The organism is Methylobacterium sp. NPDC097929, assembly GCF_049543375.1.
Classification (GTDB): Bacteria; Pseudomonadota; Alphaproteobacteria; order Rhizobiales; family Beijerinckiaceae; genus Methylobacterium.
Genome location: NZ_JBMVEP010000026.1, coordinates 1 through 20,892, shown reverse-complemented (window position 1 = coordinate 20,892; position 20,892 = coordinate 1). Strand labels below are relative to the sequence as shown.

Annotated in this window: 14 protein-coding genes and 1 riboswitch; of the genes, 4 read left to right on the top strand and 10 right to left on the bottom strand. The window is 69.0% G+C overall.

Going from position 1 to position 20,892, the window contains the following annotated elements:
* Nucleotides 1–304: 304 nt before the first annotated feature.
* From atzF to ACPCJR_RS25885, 10 genes are all read right to left on the bottom strand, one after another.
* Complete coding sequence (atzF, locus tag ACPCJR_RS25930; protein ID WP_391516347.1) at nt 305–2,116, bottom strand: allophanate hydrolase; 1,812 nt, start codon at nt 2,114–2,116, stop codon at nt 305–307.
* A 354-nt stretch (nt 2,117–2,470) separates the two neighbouring features.
* Nucleotides 2,471–6,109, bottom strand: a complete 3,639-nt coding sequence (gene uca / locus ACPCJR_RS25925; RefSeq protein WP_391516349.1) for an urea carboxylase — start codon at nt 6,107–6,109, stop codon at nt 2,471–2,473.
* A gap of 6 nt (nt 6,110–6,115) precedes the next feature.
* Complete coding sequence (locus tag ACPCJR_RS25920; protein WP_391516351.1) at nt 6,116–6,733, bottom strand: urea amidolyase associated protein UAAP2; 618 nt, start codon at nt 6,731–6,733, stop codon at nt 6,116–6,118.
* A gap of 15 nt (nt 6,734–6,748) precedes the next feature.
* The gene (locus ACPCJR_RS25915) at nt 6,749–7,561 is read right to left on the bottom strand and encodes an urea amidolyase associated protein UAAP1 (RefSeq protein WP_391516352.1); all 813 of its coding nucleotides are present in this window, start codon (nt 7,559–7,561) and stop codon (nt 6,749–6,751) included.
* A gap of 244 nt (nt 7,562–7,805) precedes the next feature.
* Nucleotides 7,806–8,168 (bottom strand): cupin domain-containing protein, encoded by a 363-nt coding sequence (locus ACPCJR_RS25910; protein WP_391516354.1) that lies wholly within the window; start codon nt 8,166–8,168, stop codon nt 7,806–7,808.
* A 12-nt stretch (nt 8,169–8,180) separates the two neighbouring features.
* Complete coding sequence (gene glnT, locus ACPCJR_RS25905) at nt 8,181–9,554, bottom strand: type III glutamate--ammonia ligase (protein WP_391516355.1); 1,374 nt, start codon at nt 9,552–9,554, stop codon at nt 8,181–8,183.
* 4 nt (nt 9,555–9,558) lie between these two features.
* Nucleotides 9,559–10,362, bottom strand: coding sequence for a creatininase family protein (locus tag ACPCJR_RS25900; RefSeq protein ID WP_391516357.1), 804 nt, complete (start codon nt 10,360–10,362; stop codon nt 9,559–9,561).
* Nucleotides 10,359–11,297 carry an ABC transporter ATP-binding protein gene (locus ACPCJR_RS25895; RefSeq protein WP_391516359.1) on the bottom strand — a complete coding sequence of 313 codons (939 nt, stop codon included), beginning with the start codon at nt 11,295–11,297 and terminating at the stop codon, nt 10,359–10,361. Before ACPCJR_RS25895 ends, ACPCJR_RS25900 begins: the two co-directional genes overlap by 4 nt.
* Nucleotides 11,294–12,355, bottom strand: coding sequence for an ABC transporter permease (locus tag ACPCJR_RS25890; RefSeq protein ID WP_391516361.1), 1,062 nt, complete (start codon nt 12,353–12,355; stop codon nt 11,294–11,296). Before ACPCJR_RS25890 ends, ACPCJR_RS25895 begins: the two co-directional genes overlap by 4 nt.
* Nucleotides 12,356–12,365: 10 nt before the next feature.
* Nucleotides 12,366–13,376 carry an ABC transporter substrate-binding protein gene (locus ACPCJR_RS25885; RefSeq protein WP_391516362.1) on the bottom strand — a complete coding sequence of 337 codons (1,011 nt, stop codon included), beginning with the start codon at nt 13,374–13,376 and terminating at the stop codon, nt 12,366–12,368.
* A 345-nt stretch (nt 13,377–13,721) separates the two neighbouring features.
* Nucleotides 13,722–13,831: riboswitch (guanidine-I (ykkC/yxkD leader) on the bottom strand.
* Nucleotides 13,832–14,198: 367 nt separating this feature from the next.
* Between ACPCJR_RS25885 and ACPCJR_RS25880 the strand changes: the two genes are divergently transcribed.
* The 4 genes from ACPCJR_RS25880 to ACPCJR_RS25865 all read left to right on the top strand — a co-directional run bounded on the left by ACPCJR_RS25880 (nt 14,199) and on the right by ACPCJR_RS25865 (nt 20,699).
* Nucleotides 14,199–14,690 (top strand): hypothetical protein, encoded by a 492-nt coding sequence (locus tag ACPCJR_RS25880; protein WP_391516364.1) that lies wholly within the window; start codon nt 14,199–14,201, stop codon nt 14,688–14,690.
* A gap of 133 nt (nt 14,691–14,823) precedes the next feature.
* A complete protein-coding gene (locus ACPCJR_RS25875; RefSeq protein WP_391516366.1) occupies nt 14,824–15,609 on the top strand; it encodes a hypothetical protein in 786 nt (261 codons plus the stop codon).
* Nucleotides 15,610–15,615: 6 nt separating this feature from the next.
* The gene (locus ACPCJR_RS25870) at nt 15,616–19,281 is read left to right on the top strand and encodes a hypothetical protein (protein WP_391516368.1); all 3,666 of its coding nucleotides are present in this window, start codon (nt 15,616–15,618) and stop codon (nt 19,279–19,281) included.
* The gene (locus ACPCJR_RS25865; protein ID WP_391516369.1) at nt 19,278–20,699 is read left to right on the top strand and encodes a hypothetical protein; all 1,422 of its coding nucleotides are present in this window, start codon (nt 19,278–19,280) and stop codon (nt 20,697–20,699) included. Before ACPCJR_RS25870 ends, ACPCJR_RS25865 begins: the two co-directional genes overlap by 4 nt.
* The last annotated feature ends 193 nt before the right edge of the window (nt 20,700–20,892 follow it).

The following is a 20,892-nucleotide window of genomic DNA, read 5'->3' as shown; positions in this document are numbered from 1 at the left end:
AGGTCGCTGGTTCAAATCCAGCCCCCGCAACCAAACTCACACCCACACGCACACAACCCGACGCGGACCAGACCGCACACACCCGCCCGCACGGCACCCGCCGCGCGGGCTTTCCTGCGTCAAGGCCACGCCCCAAACCGCACAAAAACACGCCGCGCCACCCCGGGCCCGTGCGGAGCCAAACCCAAGGGACGAAGTGGCCGCCGAGCCGGCTCGGCCGACACGCCCTACGAGAGGGGAGGGGGCCTGTATCCCTTGCCCTCTTGCGCCGCGCTCATCCAAACGGTCGTGAGCCCGCCGAGTCCTACGACGGATCGCTCACGTAACGGCGCCATCCCCCGTATTCCGTGATGTCCCGCGCGCCGACGAGGCCCGCAGCTTCCACCAGGAAGCCCTTCGGAGTCGTGCCATCCGAGAGCGCCAGCGTGCCGATCGAGAGCGGAGAGGGCACGCCCGCGATGAAGCTGCCGAAGGCGGTCGAAGGCAGTGCCCAGACCTCGGTCTCGACGGCGCCGCCGGAGCCGGGCGCGACGCGGATCAGGCCGGGCCGGGCCGGCGGACCCCCGGGGAGGACGTGAAGTCGGTAAACCGGTTGGGTCGCAACGGCCCGGAGGAAGCGGGCGCCGCGCGCTGTCAGCTCACTGTTCAGCGCAAGGCCGGAGAGATGAGCGCCGATCACCGCAATCTCGAGCTCGCCGCTCTGCGCGCGATCCGGGCGTCGCTCGGTTTCAGCCGGCACGGGCACGCCGCTCGCCCCGAGGGTGCCGCCGGCGGCGGCGTGAAGGCGGGCGCCGAGTTCGGCAATCAGCCCATCGGCGCCGCGCGGTGCCAGAAGCGTGACGCTCGATGGAAAGCCGTCGCTACGCAAGGGACCCGGGACCGTGAGGGCGCAGAGATCGAGCAGGTTCACGAAATTGGTGTAGGTGCCGAACTCGCTGTTCGGACCGATCGGGTCCGCCTCGAGATCGGCCACGCTGCGCGGCCGCGGAAAGGTCGGCACCACGAGAACGTCGATCCTGCGCCAGACCTCCTCGGTCGCACGGCGCAGTTCGGCGAGGCGGTAGAGGCCGGCGAAGGCGTCGGCGGCGGAGTGGGACGCGGCCGAGCCGATGATGGCCCGGGTCGTCGGGTGCAGGGCCTGGGGGGAGGCCTCGATGAAGCGTCGGATTGCCTGATAGCGCTCGGCGACCCAGGGACCGGTATAGAGCAGCCGCGCAACGGCGAAGTGGGGCGCGAGATCGACCGTCACGCCGGGGCCGCCGAGAAGCGCCGCGAGATCGGAAAGAGATGCGGTGTAGGCAGCCTCGGAGCGCGCATCACCGCCGAAGATCCGGCTCGCGGCATCCGGCACACCGACACGCAGGCCGGGCGGCAGGCCTCCGGAGCGGGGGGCGACGGGCAGGTCCCGCGCGTAAGGATCGCCGGCATCGTAGCCGGCCATGATCCGGTAGACCTGGTCGGCCTCCGTCACGGTGCCGGCGAAGACGGAGAGGGTGTCGAGGGTCCGGCAGGCCGGCACCACCCCGCGCATCGAGACGCTGCCGAGAGAGGGTTTGAGGCCCACGACGTTGTTCAGGCCGGCCGGCACCCGCCCCGACCCCGCCGTGTCGGTGCCGAGCGCGAAGCCGACGAGGCCGCGCGCCACCGCCACCGCCGAGCCGGACGAGGAGCCGCCCGGCACGATGGCCGGATCGAAGGCGTTCTTCGGCGGTGGATAGGGCGTGCGCAGGCCCACCAGACCGGTGGCGAATTGGTCGAGATTGGTCTTGCCCACGAGGATGGCGCCGGCCGCGAGCAGCCGCTCGACCGCCGAAGCGGTCGCGGACGGCGTATAGGCGAAGTCCGGGCAGGCTGCGGTGGTGGGCAGGCCCGCCACGTCGACGTTGTCCTTCACCGCGAAGGGCACGCCCCAGAGCGGCTTCCTTTCGAGATCGAAGGGACCGAGGGCGCGGGCAGCCGCCTGCGCTTCCTCTTCCGGCACGAGCGTGAGGAAGATGCCGGGATCGTCGGCGGCGGCGATCCGGCAATAGGTCTCCGCCAGCACCGCCTCGGGCGAGAGCCCGTCGGCGTAGGCGGTGTGGAGCGCGCTCAGGCTCGGGAAGGCAGGAACCGACATCTGATCTCTCAAGTCTTCAGAGGGCGGCGTGCCGGCGGCACGCGTCCCGGAATGCGAGGAAGGGCGCTCATGAAAAGGGCATTCATGAAAAGGGCATTCATGGCCCCAACCGGATGAGGCTGGCCCGCGGGCCGCCTATCGCGGCGTCTCGCGGACACGTCCGCCCTGCGGCAGCCGACCGGTCGCCTTGGCGTGGAGGCCTTGCACGATCAGGCCGAGGATCGAGGTGAGGACGCGGTGGATCCGCTGCATCATCGGCCGTCTCCATAAGTGCGCGCGCGAGGGGTGCGCGAGGATCGTGCCGGGCGTTTCGCGCTGCCCGGACCAAGCGGCCTTGCAAGATCCGTCCCGCCTTCAGGTCTCGACGATGGCGACGAGGTCGCCGCCGCGCAGGGTGCGGCCGGGCTGGGCCCGAATCTCGCGGACCCGGCCGCCGACGGGGGCGGTGACCGCCACCTCCATCTTCATCGATTCGAGGATCGCCACCGTCTGGCCGGCGGCGACCGTGTCGCCCTCGCCGACGAGAAGCTTCCAGACGTTGCCCGGCACGGTGGTCGGCACGCCCTCGCAGCCCGGCGGGATCGCGGCGGCCTCAGCCGCCAGGGCCTCGTCGGCGACGAAGCTGTCGAGCCCTTCCGCCCGCCAGCGCTCGCGCTCGGCGGCGAAGGCCGCCCTCTGGCGCGCGCCCGCCTGCTCGATCTCGGCGGCGTTGCCCGCGAGCATCGCCCGGTGCTCGGCGTAGGAGAACGTGCCGGGCTCGATCCGGATCGGATAGGCGCCGTGCGGGAAGGCGGCGCGGGCCTCGGTGAGTTCGGCGTGGCTGACGGGAAAGAAGCGGATGCGGTCGAAGGGCCGCAGCAGCCAGGGATGGCCGGGGGCGAATTCGCGGGTGGTCCGCCACGTGTTCCAGACCTGGATCGTGCGGCCGAAGAGCTGGTACCCGCCCGGCCCCTCCATGCCGTAGATGCATAGGTATGCGCCGCCGATGCCGACCGCGTTCTCCGGCGTCCATGTGCGGGCCGGGTTGTACTTGGTGGTCACGAGGCGGTGGCGCGGATCGACGGGGGTGGCGACCGGCGCGCCGAGATAGACGTCGCCGAGCCCCATCACGAGGTAGCTCGCATCGAAGATGATGTTCCGCACCGCCGCCTCGTCGGGCAGGCCGTTGATGCGGCGGATGAACTCGATGTTCGAGGGACACCAGGGTGCATTCGGGCGCACCAGTTCCTGGTACTTGCGCATGGCCAGCTCCGCCTGCGGGTCGTTCCACGACAGCGGCAGGTGGACGGTGCGGCTCTGGACGCTGACATCCTCGGCGGCGGGCAGGCCGGCCTCGATCTCGCGCAGCAGCCCGAGGAGGCGGGAGCGCGGCAGCGCCGTGCCGTCGTAGTGGATCTGAAGCGAGCGGATGCCGGGCGTCAGGTCGGTCAGACCGGGGAGCCGGGCGGCGCGCACCGCCTCGGCGAGGAGGTGGACGCGCAGCCGAAAGCCGATGTCGAGGGCCATCGGGCCGTACTCGACGAGCAGGTTGTCGTCGCCCTGTCGCCGATAGGCGACGGGGACCGGTCCGGTCTCGTCGCGGGCGAGGATGGGGGAGCCGTATTTCCCTCCCCCCTCTGCGGGGGAGGGTGGCCCTCGCGTCAGCGAGGGTCGGGAGAGGAGAGCAGGCTCTCCGGCACCGTCGCTCCCCTCTCCCGCCCGCTCCGCGGGCACCCTCCCCCGCAGAGGGGGGAGGGCTTCTGCCGGTGCTTCATCCTCCGGCCGCGCCAGGGGCCGGAAGCGCACCGTGTCGCCGGGCCGGAGCTGGCCCATCTTCCAGAGTTCGTCACGGGCCATCACCGCGGGGCAGACGAAGCCGCCCAGACTCGGGCCGTCGGGGCCGAGCAAGATCGGCATGTCGCCGGTGAAGTCGATGGCGCCGACGGCGTAGGCGTTGTCGTGCAGGTTCGAGGGGTGCAGGCCCGCCTCGCCACCGTCGGCCCGCGCCCAGCGCGGCGTCGGGCCGATCAGGCGCACGCCGGTGCGGGCCGAGTTGAAGTGGACCTCGTAGGACGCCGAGAACAGGTCGGCGATGTCGGCCTCCTGGAAGAAGTCCGGCGCACCGTGCGGGCCGTAGACGACGCCGATCTCCCAAGTATGGGTCAGCGGCGCGGGATCGGGCGGGGCGGCGATGACCTCCGGCGCGTCGCCGAGATGGAGCACGTCGCCGGCCTTCAGCACGCCGGTGGCGTGGCCGCCGAAGGCGCCGAGCGCGAAGGTCGCGCGCGAGCCGAGCACCACGGGCGCCGCGAGGCCGCCCCGCAGGGCCAGATAGGCGCGCTGGCCCGGCCCCACGATCGCACCGATGGCGAGCGTCTGGCCCGCCTCTATCGGGAACGCCGCGCCGTGGGCACGCGCCTCGCCGTCGAGGGTGAGCCGCATCGCGGCGCCCGCGAGCGCCACCACGGCATCGGTGTGGAAGCGCAGCGTCGGTCCTGAGACCGTGAGTTCGAGGGCGCAGGTGTCCGGCCCGTTGCCGACCAGCGCGTTGGCGTGCGCGAAGGAGCGGGCGTCCATCGGCCCGCTCGGCGGCACGCCGACCTCCCACAGGCCGAGCCGGCCGGGCAGTTCCTGAAGGCTCGACTGGGCGCCCGGCAACAGCACCTCGATGCTTTTGGGAGCATAGGCGAGATCGCGCAGGGCCGTGGTCGCGACCCGCCCGCTCGCCAGCAGCTCGGAGGCGGCGATGGTGCGCAGGTAATCGAGGTTGGTCTCGATGCCGGAGACGGCGGTGTCGGCCAGCGCCTGCCGGAGCGCCGCCAAAGCCGCCGGGCGGTCGTCCCCGGTGACGATGATCTTGGCCAGCATCGGGTCGTAGAACGGGGTGACCTCGGTGCCGGTGGCGATCCAGCCGTCGATGCGGGCGTTCTCGGGAAAGCGCACTTCGGTCAGCAAGCCGGCGCTCGGCGCGAAATTCGCGTGCGGAATCTCCGCGTAGAGCCGGGCCTCGATCGCCGCGCCCCTCGGCACGAGCGGACCGGCCGCCGTGATCGGGTCCTCGCCCGCGGCCTGGCGCACCATCCATTCCACGAGGTCGATGCCGAACACCGCCTCGGTCACGGGATGCTCAACTTGGAGCCGCGTGTTCACTTCGAGGAACGAGAAATCCTCGCGCTGCGGATCGTAGATGAACTCGACCGTTCCGGCCGAGGCGTAGGCGACGCTCTCGCCCAACGCCACCGCCGCGGCGTGGAGCCGGGCGCGGGTCGCGTCGGAGAGGCCGGGGGCCGGGGTCTCCTCGATCACCTTCTGGTTCCGGCGCTGGAGCGAGCAGTCGCGCTCGCCCAAAGCCACGACGCGGCCACGCCCGTCGCCGAAGATCTGCACCTCGACATGGCGCGCTTGCGCCACGAAGCGCTCCAGATAGACGCGGGCATCGCCGAAGCTGGCCCGCGCCGTCCGCTCCACCGCGGCGAAGCGCTCGGCCAGCTCCTCGGCTGAATGGCAGAGCTGCATCCCGATGCCGCCGCCGCCCGCCGTGCTCTTGAGCATCACCGGGTAGCCGATGGAATCGGCCGCGCTCAGTGCCGTCTCGACATCCGGCAGCAGGTCGGTGCCGGGCAGGAGCGGGACGCCGCTGGCTTTGGCGAGATCGCGGGCCGTGTGCTTGAGGCCGAAGGCGCGCAGGTGCTCCGGGCGCGGGCCGATGAAGCGGATGCCCTCCGCCGCCAGCCGCTCGGCGAAGCCGACATTCTCGGACAGGAAACCGTAGCCGGGATGGACGGCCTCGGCGCCTGTTTCCTTGCAAGCGGCGATGACGGCATCGACGTCGAGATAGCTCTGCGCGGCCGGCGCGGGGCCGAGGCGCACGGCCTCGTTGGCGGCGAGCACGCCGGGGGTGAAGCGGTCGGCGTCGGAATAGACCGCGACGGAGGCGATGTTCATGCGTTTGAGCGTGCGCACGACGCGGGCGGCGATCTCGCCGCGATTGGCGACCAGGACCTTGGCGAACATCTCGGGTCAGCCCTCGCGTACCGTCACGCGGATCGGCGTGGGGTTGAAGCCGTTGCAGGGATTGTTGATCTGCGGGCAGTTCGAGATCACGCAGATCACGTCCATCTCGGCCCTCAGCTCGACGGCGTCGCCGGGCGACGAGACGCCGTCGACGATGGCGAGCCCGCCGCCCTGCTCGATCGGCACGTTCATGAAGAAGTTGATGTTCGGCACGATGTCGCGCTTCGACAGGCCGTACTTCGCGACTTCCAGAGCGAAATTCTCGCGGCAGGCGTGGAGATACTTGGTGGCGTGGCCGAAGCGGACGGTGTTGCTCTCGCAGGAGCAGGCCCCGGCGGAGGTGTCGTGGCGCCCGCAGGAATCGGCGGTGACGACCAGCATCACCCGGCCCTCGTTCGACATCACCCGCGTGCCGGTGGTGACGTAGGCCGCACCCTGCGCGCGCACGGTGTCCTGCGAAGAGTAGCGCTCGGTGAGGTCGTCGGCGCGGTAGAACAGGGTGTCGACGGCTTGGCAGCCGTGCGTGTCCTCGATGCGGAGGATCTGGCCGGCGCGCACCAGGGTGGAGAACGGCGCCTGCGCGGGGACGGTCCGGTCGAAGAGGGTGGTCACGGTATCGGTCATCGTCTGTCCTCCCCTTCAGAGCCCGGCGAAGGCGTTGTTCTCGAAGCCGCGCACGGCCTCGATCGTGGCGGTGCGGCAGAGGTCGTCCGCCGCCGGGGCCGGCGCCCGGAAGCGGGTGACGGCGACCGGGTGCGGCGCGTAGTCGGGCGCCGGATCGAGGGGGTGGGGACAGTTCGAGATGCCGACGATCAGGTCTATCTCGGCGCGCAGATCGACGAAGTCGCCCGCCATACGGCCGGCCTCGTTCCAACCGAGACGCCCCTCCGGCCCGACCACGACGGGGGCGAAGAAGGAGACCAGGGCGGGGATGTCGCGCCGCTCCAGCCCACATTTCAGGGCGGCGAGCACGAGGTTGTCGCGGGTGTTGCGGTGGGGGCCACCGGTGTAGCGCGCCGCGTTCGAGGCGGCATTGGAGCCGCCGGCCAGCGCGTCGTGCGCGCCGCAGGAATCCTCGACCAGCGAGAACATCACGCGGCCCATGTCGGAGAACAGTACCCGACCTTTGCGCAGGGCGGCCGTCCACTGCACCTTGACGGTGTCGGCGTAGTTCAGCCGCTCGCTCGGGTCGGTTGCCGACCACGCCACCAGGGCGACGCTCGACGGGCCGTGATCGAGGCTGAGCCGGATCGCCTCCCCGGCTTTCAAAGCGGTGGTCCAGTACCAGCCGCCGGGAACCGTCTCGCGGTGGAGGATCGCGCCGGCGTCGAGGGGTATGCCGCCGCGCGGACTCGGGCCGGGCAGCGCGCGCGGGGCGTGGCCCTGGCCCGCCCGCTTCAGCGCCTCGTAGCGGCGGCGGTTCTCGGCGATCTGGCTCGCGTCGTCCGACATGCTCGTGTCTCCGATGGGGCCGGGTCGTCCCGGTCGAAGCGCCCTGTCGCGGCCGGGTCGTCCCGGCAGGCCAGATTTCTGTTTCGATGATCCCTCGTCTCACCCATCCCCCTCATCCTGAGGTGCCGGAGCGAAGCGGAGGCCTCGAAGGAGGGCTCCAGTGCGCTCGCGATCCCTGGAGCCCTCCTTCGAGGCTTCGCCTCCGGCTCCGCACCTCAGGATGAGGGTTGGGGGTGGGATGGGGTCATGGGTCCGCGGGCACCTCGTAGAAGGCGAAGAGCTTCCGGGCCGGCTCGACGATCTCCCAGGTGCCGGTGAAGCCGGCGGGCGAGACGAAGGCGTCGCCGGCCCGGAAGGTGGTCTGCGTGCCGGCCTCGTCGGTGACGACGATCACCCCCTCAATCAGGTGGCAGAACTCGCTCTCGGTGAAGACGACCCGCCACGTGCCCCGCTCGGCGGCCCAGGTGCCGGCGGAGAAGCGCCCGTCGGCGCTGGTGAAATGGAGCGTCGCGGTCTGGACAGGGTCTCCGGCCAGGATGCGCTCCGGCGCCGGCCGGTAGGTCGCCGGTTCGGCGGAAGACTTCGCGAAGGCGATGACTTTGGTCATGGGCGCCTCCGCCTAGAAGAGGTGGCTGTAGCGCTCGATCTCCCACGGGCTCACCGTGAGATGGTAGGCGTTCCACTCCTCGCGCTTGGTCCGGATGAACTCCTCGCGAAGCCCCGCGCCCAGCGTCGCTTCGACCAGGGGATCGGCGGCGAAGGCATCGACCGCCTCCTGCAGGGTCTGGGGCAGGAACGCGATGCCGCGATCCCGGCGCTCGGCCTCGCTCAGCGCGTAGAGGTTGTCCTCGTTGGGCGCGCCCGGATCGATCCGCTCGCGCACCCCCTCCAGGCCTGCCGCGAGCACCAGGGCGGCGGCGAGGTAGGGGTTGACCGCGCCGTCGGCGTTGCGGCTCTCGCAGCGCCCGCCGCCGGACGGCACGCGCACCGAATTGGTGCGGTTGTTCGAGCCGTAGGAATTGAACACCGGCGCCCAGGAGAAGCCGGCCATCGCGCCCTGGCGCACGAGGCGTTTGTAACTGTTCACGGTCGGCGCGAAGGCCGCGCACAGCGCCCGGCCGTGGCGCAGCACGCCGCCGATGAAGTGGTAGCCGGTCTCGGTGAGGCCCAGACCGCGGGGATCCTCGCCGGGCGCGCAGGCGAACAGGTTGCGGCCAGTCTCAAGGTCGGCGAGCGACATGTTGAAATGCGCGCCGTTGCCGGTTCGGTCGGCGAAGGGCTTGGGCATCATCGTGGCGATGAGCCCCTCCTCCTTCGCGTAATGCTTCGCCATCATGCGGAAGAAGGTCAGCCGGTCGCAGGTAGTCAGCGCGTCGGAATATTGGAAATCGAACTCGAACTGGCCGTTCGCATCCTCGTGGTCGAACGAGTACAGGTCCCAGCCGAGATCGTTGATGGTCGTCGCGACCTTGTCGAGCCAGGAGAAGTTGTCGATGAAGCCGCGCACGTCGTAGCAGGGCTTCACCAGCTTATCGTCCGCGACCGGTGTGTGCAGCGAGCCGTCGGCGGCTTGGCGCAGCAGGAAGATCTCGCACTCGATGCCGAGGTTGAAGCCAAACCCCATTGCCTCGGCCTGCTTGAGCACGTTCTTCAGCGCGACGCGGGTCGAGAGCGGGTATGGCTTGCCCTGGAAGGTGAGGTCGGCCGGCGCCCAGGCGAGCTTGCTCTCCCAGGGGAGCGGGATGACCTGCGAGAGATCGGGGACCGAGGCGAGCTCGTCCTCGTTCGGGGCCTGTCCCAGACCGTCGAGGGCGTAGCCGGTGTAGCGCTCGGAGCCCGCCGCCATCTGCGGCAGGTGATCGATCGGCACCACCTTGGCCTTCTGCGCACCGTGGATGTCGACATAGGCGCCGATGACGTATTTCACGCCTTTTGCGCGCAGATCGTCCTGAACGGCGCGGATGGCCGGATCGATGTCGCTGGTCTGGCCCATGACTTCAGGCTCCTTTCGGGGCGACGGCCGGGCCGTCGTAGGAATGGGGGAGGGGCGGGGTCTCGGTCAGCCCGCGGCGGACCAGCTCTGTCAGGTCCTCGACCATCCAGGCGAACAGCGCGGCGCCCTCGGCCGCGCTCGCCTGCGAGGGCGAGCCGGTGACGCCGTTGCGGCTGGTGCGGTTGACCGGGTGAGCGAAAACAAGACCCTGAGTGCGGTCGGGGTCGTCGGCCCCGGCGATGCGCTCCTCGCGCACGAGAGCCGGGGCCAGCGCCTGCATCAGCGCGGTCTCGGCCCGGTTGGCGTGCCAGTCCTCGGCGTCGAGGAAGTGGGCCGCGCGCACCCGCTCGCTGACGGTCGCGGTGTTGACGAGCGCGACCATCAGGTCGTCGTGGGTCGCGCGCAGCAGTTCGAGCGCGCATCGTAGCGGGGCGGCGTTGGTGACGTGCCCGTTGACGAGGAACAGGCGGCGCACGCCGGAGTGATAGGCCTGGGCGCCGATCTGCCGGACCAGCTCGGTCATCACGAGCGGGTCGAGGGCAATGGTGCCGGGCCAGCGCCGGGAATGGCCGAGCGAGCAGCCGTAGGGCAGGGTGGGGAGCATGGGCACGCCGGTGCGGGCCGAGACCGCGCGGCAGAGGAGGTCGGCCAGCACGAAATCCATGCCGCAGCCGAGATGCGGCCCGTGCTGCTCGGTGGCGCCGATGGGCAGGAGCGCGGCCCCCGCGACGCCCGCGAGATCGCCGGGGATCTCCTCCCAGGTGCGGTCGGACCAGAGCAAAGGTCCATTGGAGAGCGGCGTGCTCATTCGACCTCGTCCCCCACGCTCGCCATCCGGGTGACCATGTCGAGGCCAGCGAGATCGGCCGGGCCGTCGGCCTCCGCCTCACTGGGGTGGATCAGCGCGTCGAGCCGAGCGCGGGTGGCGCGGAATTCCGGCGTCAGGCTCTGGCTCGGGTGGCGGGGCCGGGGCACCGGCACCTCGATCAGCTCCTCGACCTCGCCGGGATGCGCCTTCAGGACGAGGATGCGGTCGGCGAGATGCACGGCCTCGTCGAGGTCGTGGGTGATGAAGACGATGGTGATGTCGATCTTGCGCCAGATCTCGATCAGGTAGGCCTGCATCCGGGCCCGCGACTGGGTGTCGAGCGCCGAGAACGGCTCGTCCATCAGGAGGATGCGCGGGCGCATGGCGAGCGCGCGGGCGATGGCCACGCGCTGCTTCATGCCGCCGGAGAGTTGGTGCGGGTAGGCGTCGGCGAAGCGCTCCAGCCCGATCAGCGCGAGCCATTGCAGCGCCTCGCGCTCGGCCACATGCTGCGACTCGCCGTTCTCCTCCAGGCCGAAGGCGACGTTGCGCTTGACCGTGAGCCAGGGGAACAGGGTGTAGCCCTGGAACACCATGCCCCGGTCGGCGCCGGGGCCGGAGACCGGTACGCCGCCAACGCTGACGCTGCCCGAGGTCTTGGTCTCGAGCCCGGCGAGGATGCGCACGAAGGTGGACTTGCCGCAGCCCGACGGCCCGACCACGCAGAGGAACTCGCGGCGATGGGTGACGAGATCGATGCCGCGCAGCGCCACGGTCTCGCCGCCGTCGGCGTTGCGAAACACCTTGCCGAGGCCCTCGACCCGGAGCGCCACCTCGCGGGCCTTCAGCCGATCGAAGCGGGCGCGGACGGGCTCGCATTGGGTGCGGTAATCGCACGGCTCGGCCGTCAGCGGGATGGGGACGGAAGCACTCATCCTTCCGCCCTCGCGTAGGGGAACAGCCGGCGACCGATCAGCGCGAGCGCGATGTCGGTGGCGATGCCAACGAGGCCGATCACGAGGATCGCGGCGTAGACGTTGTCGAAATGCTGGTAGCGGGCCTGCTGCGTGATGAAGAAGGTGATGCCCGACGAGGTGCCGATCAGCTCGGCGACGATGAGGTAGGTCCAGGCCCAGCCGAGCAGGATGCGCTGGTCGCGGCAGATCTGCGGCAGCACCGCCGGCACGATCACCCGGCGGATCAGGCGCAGGTTGCGCGAGCCCATGGTGAGCGCCGCCTCGATCAGCAGCGGATCGACCCGGCGCGTGGTGTTGGCGATGACGAGCACCTGCTGGAAGAAGGTGCCGATGACGATGATGGCGATCTTCGGCCCGTCGTAGATCCCGAGGATCGCGACCATCAGCGCGCCGAAGGCGGGGGCGGGCAGGTAGCGCACGAACTCGATCACGGGCTCGGTCAGCCGGGCGATCGTCGGTTGCGCCCCGCACAGGATGCCCATCGGCACGCCGACCAGGGAGGAGAGGGTAAAACCCCAAAAAATGATCTGGATCGAGTGCCACAGGCTCGCGGGCAGCCAGATCGCGTCGCGCTGCGGCGGCGGCGCCGTGAGCGCGGTCCAGAAGGCCGCCGCGACCTCGTGGGGTGCGGGCAGGTAGACCGGGTTGGCCGGGCGGCCTTCGGGTAAAGCCGTCCCCGCACCCTGGGCCGCCGCGACCTCCTCGGAAAAGGCCGCCCGCGGCACCCGCATGCCCGGCTCCATCCAGGCGACGTCGCCGGGATTCGTGACCTCGACCAGCGGGTGCCAGAGGAAGGGCAGGTAGGAGACCGCCGCCCACAGCCCGAGCGGCAGCAGGAAGGAGAGCAGGGTGAGCGCCACGCGCCGACGTCGGGTCAGCGGGCGCGGCGCGCCGACCCAGGAGAGCCGCGCCCGCCCGGCGACCGGGACGGCGCCCGCCACCGGCGGGAGCGGGGCGACCGCGACCGCCGGAACGGCGTCCCTCTCGGGATGGGGCTGAGGCAGCGGCGCGCGCATCCTCACACCCTCACTTGCCGTCGGTGAGGGCGGGGTCGATGGCAGCCTTCACGTCCTGCGGGGTCTTGTAGACCTCGAATTTGACGTTGAAGGCGTCGGCATGCCGGCTCGAACCGTAGAGCGAGCCGAACCCGTCGGCGTCCTTCATCACCGCGCGGCCCTCGGCCAGCGTCAGGAGCTTGGTGCCCTTGAGGAAGCGGGTGAAGACGGCCGGTTCCACTCCGACCTTGGCCGCCATGATGGCGACCGCGTCGCCCTGCGTCTTCGGGTCCTGGATGTAGCCGACGACCCGGTCCCACAGGCCGACGAGTTTGATCCAGTCGGCGCGCCGCGCGGCGAGGCTCGCGGGCGTCACGGTGACGACGTCGTAGATCAGGCCCGGGCGGTCGGCCGAGCTGTAGAGCGGGCGGGCGCCGGCGGCGCCGCGCATCGCCTGCCCCGCGATGGGCTGCCACGCGCCGATGGCGGCGACATCGCCGGAGGCCAGGATCTGCGGCGTTTCGTTGGTCTTGGCGTTGACCAGCGTCACCTCGCTCTCCTTGATCCCGGCCTTCTGCAGGCCGTCGATCAAGAGCAGGTGCTCGACGAGGCCGACTTCGAGCCCGACCTTTTTGCCCTTGAGGTCCGCCAGCGACTTCACCCCCGGCTTTCCGACGATGATGTCGTTGCCGTTGGAGTAGTCGGTGAGCAGGATCATGACGTTCCGGGCGCCGTTGCCGCTCATCACGAGCGCATCGCCGTTGGTGCAGGTCACCGCGTCGAGCTTGCCCGCCGAGAACGCGTCCATCGAGGCGGAGTAATCGAACCACTCGAACTTGGCGTCGATGCCGGCCTCCTTGAGCCAGCCCTTCTCGATGGCGACCTGCCACGCCACCCAGCCGGGCCAGTCGCTGTAGCCGATGCGCAGCGGCTCGGCGGCCTGCGCCATCGGCGCGGCGAGAAGGCCGACGGCCAGCGTGAGGGCGGACAGGCTTCGGCGGAGGCGCGTGAGGCCGCCGGTAATCAGGGTCGGGATGCGCATGTCTCGTCTCCTCGGGATCGTCGCCGGAACCGGAGGCCGGACCCTTGCCGTGGGTCGACCGGGGGTGTTGCGCGCAAGCGGGCATCGGCGGACTGAGAAGCCCGTCCGTCGGACGCCGGCACTGACGCTGGATGAGGGGAGGCGCTCGGGCCCGCGGACGTTACGTCCGGACCGAGCCGGGGCGCGTGCCGTCCCAGAAGCCAAGCAAGGCTTGCGGCTCGCCGAGACGACGATCGAGAGATGATGTCAGAGAAACGATCGGGGGGCTGATGCCGGGCATACGTTCCCTCTCAATAGAGAAAGAGATTGTACAAGACCTAACCTTGCCAATCTCTGGCTAGTGAGGTCTCCCGGGCTTTTATCCCGCCGTGCATCCGGGCGGATGTCTCCCGCCGCGGCAACCGCTCTCGGACCGAACACATCGAAACGATGCTGGAACCCTAGCGATCAACTCCCCTCCACGGTATGAGCCCGCCGTTACTCGGTCAATGCAGAGCAAGTCCTGGGCTGCACAATCCGCGATCTTTCGCTGACGATGTTTTGGGCTCTCTGTCGATTTGCGCCGCATTCGTCTGCTGGAACTGCCGGCCTCACGGGCTCGGGGTCGGTGGGAAGGGCCCTAGCGCCGCCTAGCAGGTGGCTCCCCGTGACCGGCAACTCCGGTTGCCTCCGCGAGGCAGCGCCCGGCAGAGTTTGCTGTTCCGTGGCAGCGGGGTCCGGATGGGCCTACTTGGTGGCGAGTACACCCGCCCATTCCGACGAAGCGGCGACCGTTTCGACGAGACGAGGCGCTTCAGAACAACGGCCCGGAGATGCCGCCCGATGCATCCGGGCCGGCTACGAGTGCGGGCAGAGGCGGAGGACGCTGCCGTGTCGGGTTTAGGAGTCGGCCGCCCGTTCGATGCCGCGACACCCGATCCGCCCGGCCAGACGATCGACACCCAGATCACACCCAATTGCAATGCCCGAACCGAGGCGACGTTCGACATCAACGATTCGACCTGGGTGACCTTCTATTTCCAGAACACAGTTCCGCTGTGGCGCGCACTGCTCTCGATCGCCGGCGAACGAGTGACCCTGATGGACTCGATCCAGGCCTGCGGGATCGTCTTGAGCGAAGGCCTGACACTCACGCTCAACCCGATGGGGGGTGTCTATACCGTGCTGCTGGACGGTGTGATCGTCGATGCCGGAACAACCTACAAGTGCATAGGGTTGCTTCTAGGTAGTTTTTCGCGCACGGCCGAGATGAAAGATGCCGTGAAATCGATCCGAATGGGCGTGCGTGAAATCGAGAATTTGTCCAACCTCTGAAAAATCAAACCAATTCATAAATTCGATAAAACATAGTCTACGGCATGAGATTTATTGAATCTGATTGACGACTTCCCGAAAAATTCGGTATCTTCACTCCCGTCACAAGTGATTCGCCGCGATCGTAGGCGTAATGAATTTTATTTTTATTTGGAAATTGGAGGAAAATGTGTCAGAAGAAATAACCGTGTTCGCGGCTCCGGCAACAACGACGACCCCAACCAGCCCGAACACCGATGTCGTCGCGACGCCTTCTGGCGACGTGAACAATACGACGCAGCTTACCTTCGAGTATCAGGGCCGTATCCCGGTCTGGACGCCTGCTATTTCCCAGGCACAGCCTCAGGTTGTTCTTGGTGCGGACATCACCATCGGATCGACGACTTGGAAAGCGGGGATCACGATTCAGTATACCGCGCTCGGCGCCACGCAATACACGGTGTCCATCACGTCGGGGCAGATCGTCGATGACCGCGGCCTCTATTCGCTGGCGGGTCTGACGCTGGGAATCTTCCCCATTACGAAGGACGGCGGCAAGGACAGCGCGCCGCGCGGGGAAGACGAGGCGGCGGAGGTCCGGATCTTTCAGGCGTTGACGACCGTCAACACCCCGACCAGCCCGAACAGCAACGTGGTGACGACGCCGAGCGCCGATCCCAACAACACGACCTATCTGTCGTTCCAGTATCAGGGGCGCATCCCGGTCTGGACGCCGGTGGTGTCGCAGGCCCAGCCCACGGCCGCGCTGGCGGCCGACATCACGATCGGAGCGACGACCTGGAAGTCCGGGATCACAGTCCAGTATTCCGCGCTCGGATCGACGCAATACACCGTCACCATCGTTTCCGGCGCCATCGTCGATGATCGCGGCCTCTACCAATTGAACGGCACCCTGCTCGGCATCTTCCCGATCGGCTGAGCGGACATGCCCACGCCTGCTTCGCCGCTGTTCGAGCAAGTCGGGACGAGTCGGGTCTATGAAACCAGGGTCGCCGGTTCGGTCGGTTGGGCCGGCTACCTTCTTCCTCCCGGCGGTTCGCCGCCGGGCGGCATCGGCTTCAATGCCTCGCTCACCGGCTACAACGGCCATTATCTGTTCGGCACGGTGCGGCCGGCCGTCCTGGATTCCGATCCGGAAGGCTTCGCGGCCGAGGCGCTGGCCTACATCAGCACGGCGACCCGCAATCGCGCGATCGTCTGGCTGAAGTCGGCCGACCCGGTCGCGTTCGGCGATTTCGGTCAGTACGGCCTGCCGTTCCTGTTCGTCGCGAGCGTCTATCAGACGACGGGCGACCTCAACCGCTGGTTCGGCACCAATGCCAGCTTCTATGTTCTCAACCAGACGCGGCTTGCCGTCGCCGACGGCCGGTTGCAACTCCACGCCTCCGCATCGAGCGTACCGCCCTTCATCGGCTTCAGGGACAAGGGAGCCAAGACGCTCGGCGTCCAGTTGACGCCGAGCGCGGCCAACAGGATCTCCGCCTTCGTGCCCTTTTCGGGGGCCAACACCGGATGTCTGACCTTCGACGGCGTGCTGAAGCCTGCGCTGGCCTTCGTCACCCAGGGCCTCGGACAGGGGTTCCGCTACATCTTCGGTGGGCCGGCCGAGGAGGCCGTGACGGCGGTCGACTACGCTGCGTTCGCGGTCGCGCAGCTGCCGGCAAGCCTGCCCGTCGCGGGGACGTTCGACCTCTCCGATCCGGCCAACCGGGTCCTTCCGGCGTCCCTGCTGGAGCAGGGATACCTGCGGTCGGGACTCGCGCTCAAGGGCGCGTCGGCGCTGCTCAGCCATTATCGTACGGCGGGCGGGCAGCCGGTCGTGTTGACGCCCGTCGGATCGGAGGCCGCGGATGTCGCGCCGCGACTCGGTGCGGGCGGCTTCGCATGGGCGACGACGGCTCCGCGCAGTGCTTCGACGGCCGGCAGCCCAGCATATCTCGGGCTGGCCGGCCGTTACGGCCTGGGCGTCGCGGGGATCGCGCCGGGCCGGCCGCAAAGGCTGATGGGGGGATTGTTCGGTTCCGAGGCGCTGAGCTTCTCGACCTATGATCCGAGCCTGCCAGCCGGGAAGAACGACCTCCTCAACACGATTCCCTCGCGCTCGGGCTACGCCCCGGTCTTCCCGTTCGGCACCGTGGATCTCAACGACCCCGGCAGCGGCGCGGTCGCGCCCCTGCTGACGGATGAGTACCAGACGCCTTGGTCGACACTCTTGGCCGGGGCGGGCACCATCGATTACTTCGCCGAGCCCGAGGGCAGCGCGCTCTACGGCGCACTCACGGCCGATCCGGCACCGAACGCGGACGAGGTGGCGGTGCTGGGATCGGCACCGCCGCACATGCCGCTCGCGCAGGGAGCCGACAAGACCTTCCCGCTCGTCCCTTATGGCGCCGCGGCCCGCGCGGGCCTCGATGGAACGACCCTGGTTCAATTCGAAAGCCAGATCATCGCGGCTACGCGCAAGACGCTGATCTCGAATTACGGCGCCCAGACGTGGGCAGCACGCAGTCGGGCGACGCGCGCCTTTGCCGGCGCGCAGGCGGCGCAGACCCCACCGATCGACGGGACCACCGCGCAGGGCTTCATCGTCCAGCGCGATCCGATGACGGGCGCCTATCTCAAGGTCACAATGGCGCAGTCGTCGGATTCGGCGACGCCTCTGCCGCCGATCCCCGGCGACGACGTCCTGCCCTTCGCGCTGCTGCATCCGACCCGGGCGATGCAGGACGCACTCCAGACCAACCAGCTGTTCCTGGTGGGGGTGAACCCGGAGCCCTTCGCCGACCCCGCCGTCGGTGCCGCGTTCAGCAACGCCGTCCGGATCGCGGGCTGGACGATGGCCGCCAATGTCGGCGCGGGCGCATCGGCGACCGCCTACAAGAACGTCCTCATCATGAAGTTCTGCTCGGGCTCGCTGCAGGACCGCGTGACCAATCCCAATCGCTGGACCGCGGCGGATGCCTTCTCGCTGCTGCCCGGCACGCCGCCCGAGACGCGCGCGCTCGCCCATACCGGCCTGTCGCAGTGGCTCCAAGATTTCATCGCGAACGCTATCGCCCGCTCGAAAGGATCTTCGAGCGCCTTCTACGACACGTTCGCGCGGATCGCGGTCGATCCGCACTGGACCGGGGTGATCGTGCTCGCCGCCGATCTCAGCGCGCAGGACCTGCCGCCGGAGATCGCCGGGCTGGCCGCGGGCATCGATTTCACGCGCTTCGAAGCGCACCATTTCGGCTTCACGGTCAGCCGGGTGGAAGTGGACAAGGCCCGGGCGCAGATCGCGATGGCGAAGGGCAGTTCGAGCCTGTTCGGCCTGATCGACTACGAAAATCCGCTCTACGCCGCGAACGTCGCGGCGGGTGCCGGGCCCGAGGTCCCCGTGCCGCTGGCGATGCAGGGCGATTTCGATTTCACCGTGCTCCAGCTCCAATCGCTGTTCGAGCATGCCCGGCTGGTCCGGTTCCGGAACCGCGTGCAGCTCTCGATCCAGACCCTGTTCGCCGCACCGGTCACCAAGCTCTACAATGCCGGGCAGGGGCAGCCCTTCCCCGGCATCGTGCTCAACGGCAGCTATGTCGAGCAGAACGGCCGTGCCTCCTATGTTTTCGAACAGAATGATCCCAATGTCCTGATCAGCCCGTCCAACGTCCTGCCGGCGGTCGCCTTCAACCGCGTGCAGTTCAATACGCTGGGCACCCGCGACAACGGCGCGACGGTCGCCAGCCGGTTCCTGGTGTGGGGCGCGTTCGATTTCACGGACCTCGACAGTCGGGCCGGCGAAACCCTGGACCTGCTGTCGTTCGGAAGCCCGAAGGGCACCGTGCCGTCCGCGCTCGGCGCGGGGCTGGCCTTTTCCGGCCTCACCATCGGCATGACCTATCCGGCGGCGACGCCGGGCGCCAAGCGCTTCGCCGTCGAGACCGGCAATCTCGCCTGGGATCTCGGCGCGTCGTCGGCGCGCGACGACAGCCTGTTCCGCGGCTTCGCGCTGCAGCTCAAGAGCTTCGTCAACGCCCGGGGTGACCAGAAACCCGCCGATTTCGGCTTCCTGCCGGTCTCCTCACAGTTGAATCTGGCCGAGCTGGACGGGCCGTGGTTCGGCGCGGTCTACGACATCACGCTCGGCGGCCCCGGCGGCCTGGCATCCGGCATGGGCTTCCAGTCGCAGTTGCTGGCGGCCTGGTCTCCCGCCACCCGAGATGCCGACGAAGAGCATTCGCTGTTCATCGGCATGAGCCTGCCCGGGGCGGCGCCGGGGGCGAGCCTGTTCAGCCTTCAGGGCGTGCTCAAGGTGGCGGTCGGATCGGTCTCGATCCTGCGCCAGCCGGTCCCGAAGGCGCCCGGCCGGACGCTCGCAGCGGGCGAGCGGGACGACTTCTACTGTCTGCGCATCGACGATATCGGGATCAAGATCTTCGGCATCGTCAAGCTGCCGCCCTCGGCGAACATTCAGTTCTTCCTGTTTGGCGATCCCGACAGCAGCGGCAGCCTGGGCTGGTATGCCGCCTACGTCGCGGACGACAATCCCGGCTGCGGCCAGTCGCTGGCCTTCGCGGAAGTCGCGCCCACCGCGGGGGAGGGGAGGGCATGACCCGGATCCTCATCTGGAACATCCAGCAATTTTCGCTCAACAAGATCTTCTCGGTGTCGACCGTGGTGAGCCGCGGGCATGGCGGGCTGAACGACCAGACGGCGGCGCTGCAGCGCAGGGCGGTGATCAACCATGTCCTGATGGCGACCCAGCCCGACATCATCGTGATCGTCGAAGCGAGTTCGGGCGAGAACATCGCCGGCGCGCTGGCGACGCCGACGGGCGGCCTCGAAGCCATCGCGCACCTGCTCTACGGCTTCAATCAGCACATCCCCGTCGTCGGCGGATGGAATGCCGTGCCGCCCCTCTATGTCGGCACCGGCGGCCGGGCGGAAACGATCGGGATCATCTATCGCCGCACCGACAATACCGGTGCGGTGTCGCGCTATTTCACGGGACCCAACATCTGGACTGGCGGCGTCGCGGGCGCGTCGGTTCCGCCGGGCGCCGGCGCTCCACCCGCTGTGCCCTATACCGGGGTTCCGCTTCCGCTCGGCACGGTGAACATCGACGGGATGCTCGTTCCGCCGGGCCTCGGGCCGGCTCGGCAGATCCCGGCGGGCGCCCTCCACAACGGCAACGCCTTCGAAAATCGGGTCGCCGCGCGGATCGATTTCGACGATGCCGCCGGGACCCCGATCGACTTCCAGGGCTTGCGCCAGCCCTACATGGTGACCTTCACGGAAGCGGCCACGGCCGGCGGCGCGATCCAGCGAAACCTGACGTTCTTCGTCATCCACGCACCGCCGAACAACGCCGCCGCGTCGGCCTACATCCATGGCTTGTCGGCGCTGCCCGATGCCGTCGGTCCGCTCGGGGCGAACGAGACCCGGATCATCGGCGGCGATTTCAACATCAACCTGCTGGCGCCCGACGGTTCGCCCTCGGGCGCCTACAATCCTCTGACGAACGCGCCCAACGCCTATACCCTGTTGCTCCAGCCCACGGCTGCCGGCGCGCCTGCCAATCTCGCCCAGTACCGCGGCTACTTCTCGACCCATATCCGCGGCAAGCACAACGATGCCGATTCGCTGTTCCTGTGGTCGAACGGGCTCGCGCATCCCAGCTATTATCCCGGCTACGGCTATGTCGGATCCGATTTCAGTGCGGTGCCGGTCACGTCGATCGACAACGTCCTGGTCTGGCCCTTCCTAGGCGCGCCGCACGATTACCAGACCACCGTCATGAACCTGGTCACCGGTACGCCGCTGACCGGGACCGGCGCGCCGGCGGACAACCCGCCGAGGGGCGCGATCGCGATGACGCCCACTCTCAGCGCGCCGCCGCTCGGCTGGCCCTTCGCGCCGATCTCCGGTGACTACCCCGGTATCGGAGTAGCGCGACGGATGACCGGCTGGGACAATTACGGCCGCCTTCGCAACACGAGCGATCACTTCGGCATCTTCGTGGCCGTCTAAGCGCAGTCCGGCGAAACGAAAGCCGGTCCGTCGACGGAATTGGCGTGAGAACAACGACCTAGAGACGCCGGCCCGATGCGGTCAGGCCCGACGCGGATCTAAGAGCCTGTTTGAGGACGAAACCTCAGGCTGGATTGTTGAGGGCGTTGGCGGCCATGAGGCAGGCGACGCAGGCAAGACGGCCGGTCGCGAC

Excerpts from the sequence above, each read along its gene's own strand:
- atzF (WP_391516347.1), bottom strand. The coding sequence starts at position 2,116 with ATGTCGGTTCCTGCCTTCCCGAGCCTGAGCGCGCTCCACACCGCCTAC.
- uca (WP_391516349.1), bottom strand. The coding sequence starts at position 6,109 with ATGTTCGCCAAGGTCCTGGTCGCCAATCGCGGCGAGATCGCCGCCCGC.
- ACPCJR_RS25920 (WP_391516351.1), bottom strand. The coding sequence starts at position 6,733 with ATGACCGATACCGTGACCACCCTCTTCGACCGGACCGTCCCCGCGCAG.
- ACPCJR_RS25915 (WP_391516352.1), bottom strand. The coding sequence starts at position 7,561 with ATGTCGGACGACGCGAGCCAGATCGCCGAGAACCGCCGCCGCTACGAG.
- ACPCJR_RS25910 (WP_391516354.1), bottom strand. The coding sequence starts at position 8,168 with ATGACCAAAGTCATCGCCTTCGCGAAGTCTTCCGCCGAACCGGCGACC.
- glnT (WP_391516355.1), bottom strand. The coding sequence starts at position 9,554 with ATGGGCCAGACCAGCGACATCGATCCGGCCATCCGCGCCGTTCAGGAC.
- ACPCJR_RS25900 (WP_391516357.1), bottom strand. The coding sequence starts at position 10,362 with ATGAGCACGCCGCTCTCCAATGGACCTTTGCTCTGGTCCGACCGCACC.
- ACPCJR_RS25895 (WP_391516359.1), bottom strand. The coding sequence starts at position 11,297 with ATGAGTGCTTCCGTCCCCATCCCGCTGACGGCCGAGCCGTGCGATTAC.
- ACPCJR_RS25890 (WP_391516361.1), bottom strand. The coding sequence starts at position 12,355 with ATGCGCGCGCCGCTGCCTCAGCCCCATCCCGAGAGGGACGCCGTTCCG.
- ACPCJR_RS25885 (WP_391516362.1), bottom strand. The coding sequence starts at position 13,376 with ATGCGCATCCCGACCCTGATTACCGGCGGCCTCACGCGCCTCCGCCGA.
- ACPCJR_RS25880 (WP_391516364.1), top strand. The coding sequence starts at position 14,199 with ATGCATCCGGGCCGGCTACGAGTGCGGGCAGAGGCGGAGGACGCTGCC.
- ACPCJR_RS25875 (WP_391516366.1), top strand. The coding sequence starts at position 14,824 with ATGAATTTTATTTTTATTTGGAAATTGGAGGAAAATGTGTCAGAAGAA.
- ACPCJR_RS25870 (WP_391516368.1), top strand. The coding sequence starts at position 15,616 with ATGCCCACGCCTGCTTCGCCGCTGTTCGAGCAAGTCGGGACGAGTCGG.
- ACPCJR_RS25865 (WP_391516369.1), top strand. The coding sequence starts at position 19,278 with ATGACCCGGATCCTCATCTGGAACATCCAGCAATTTTCGCTCAACAAG.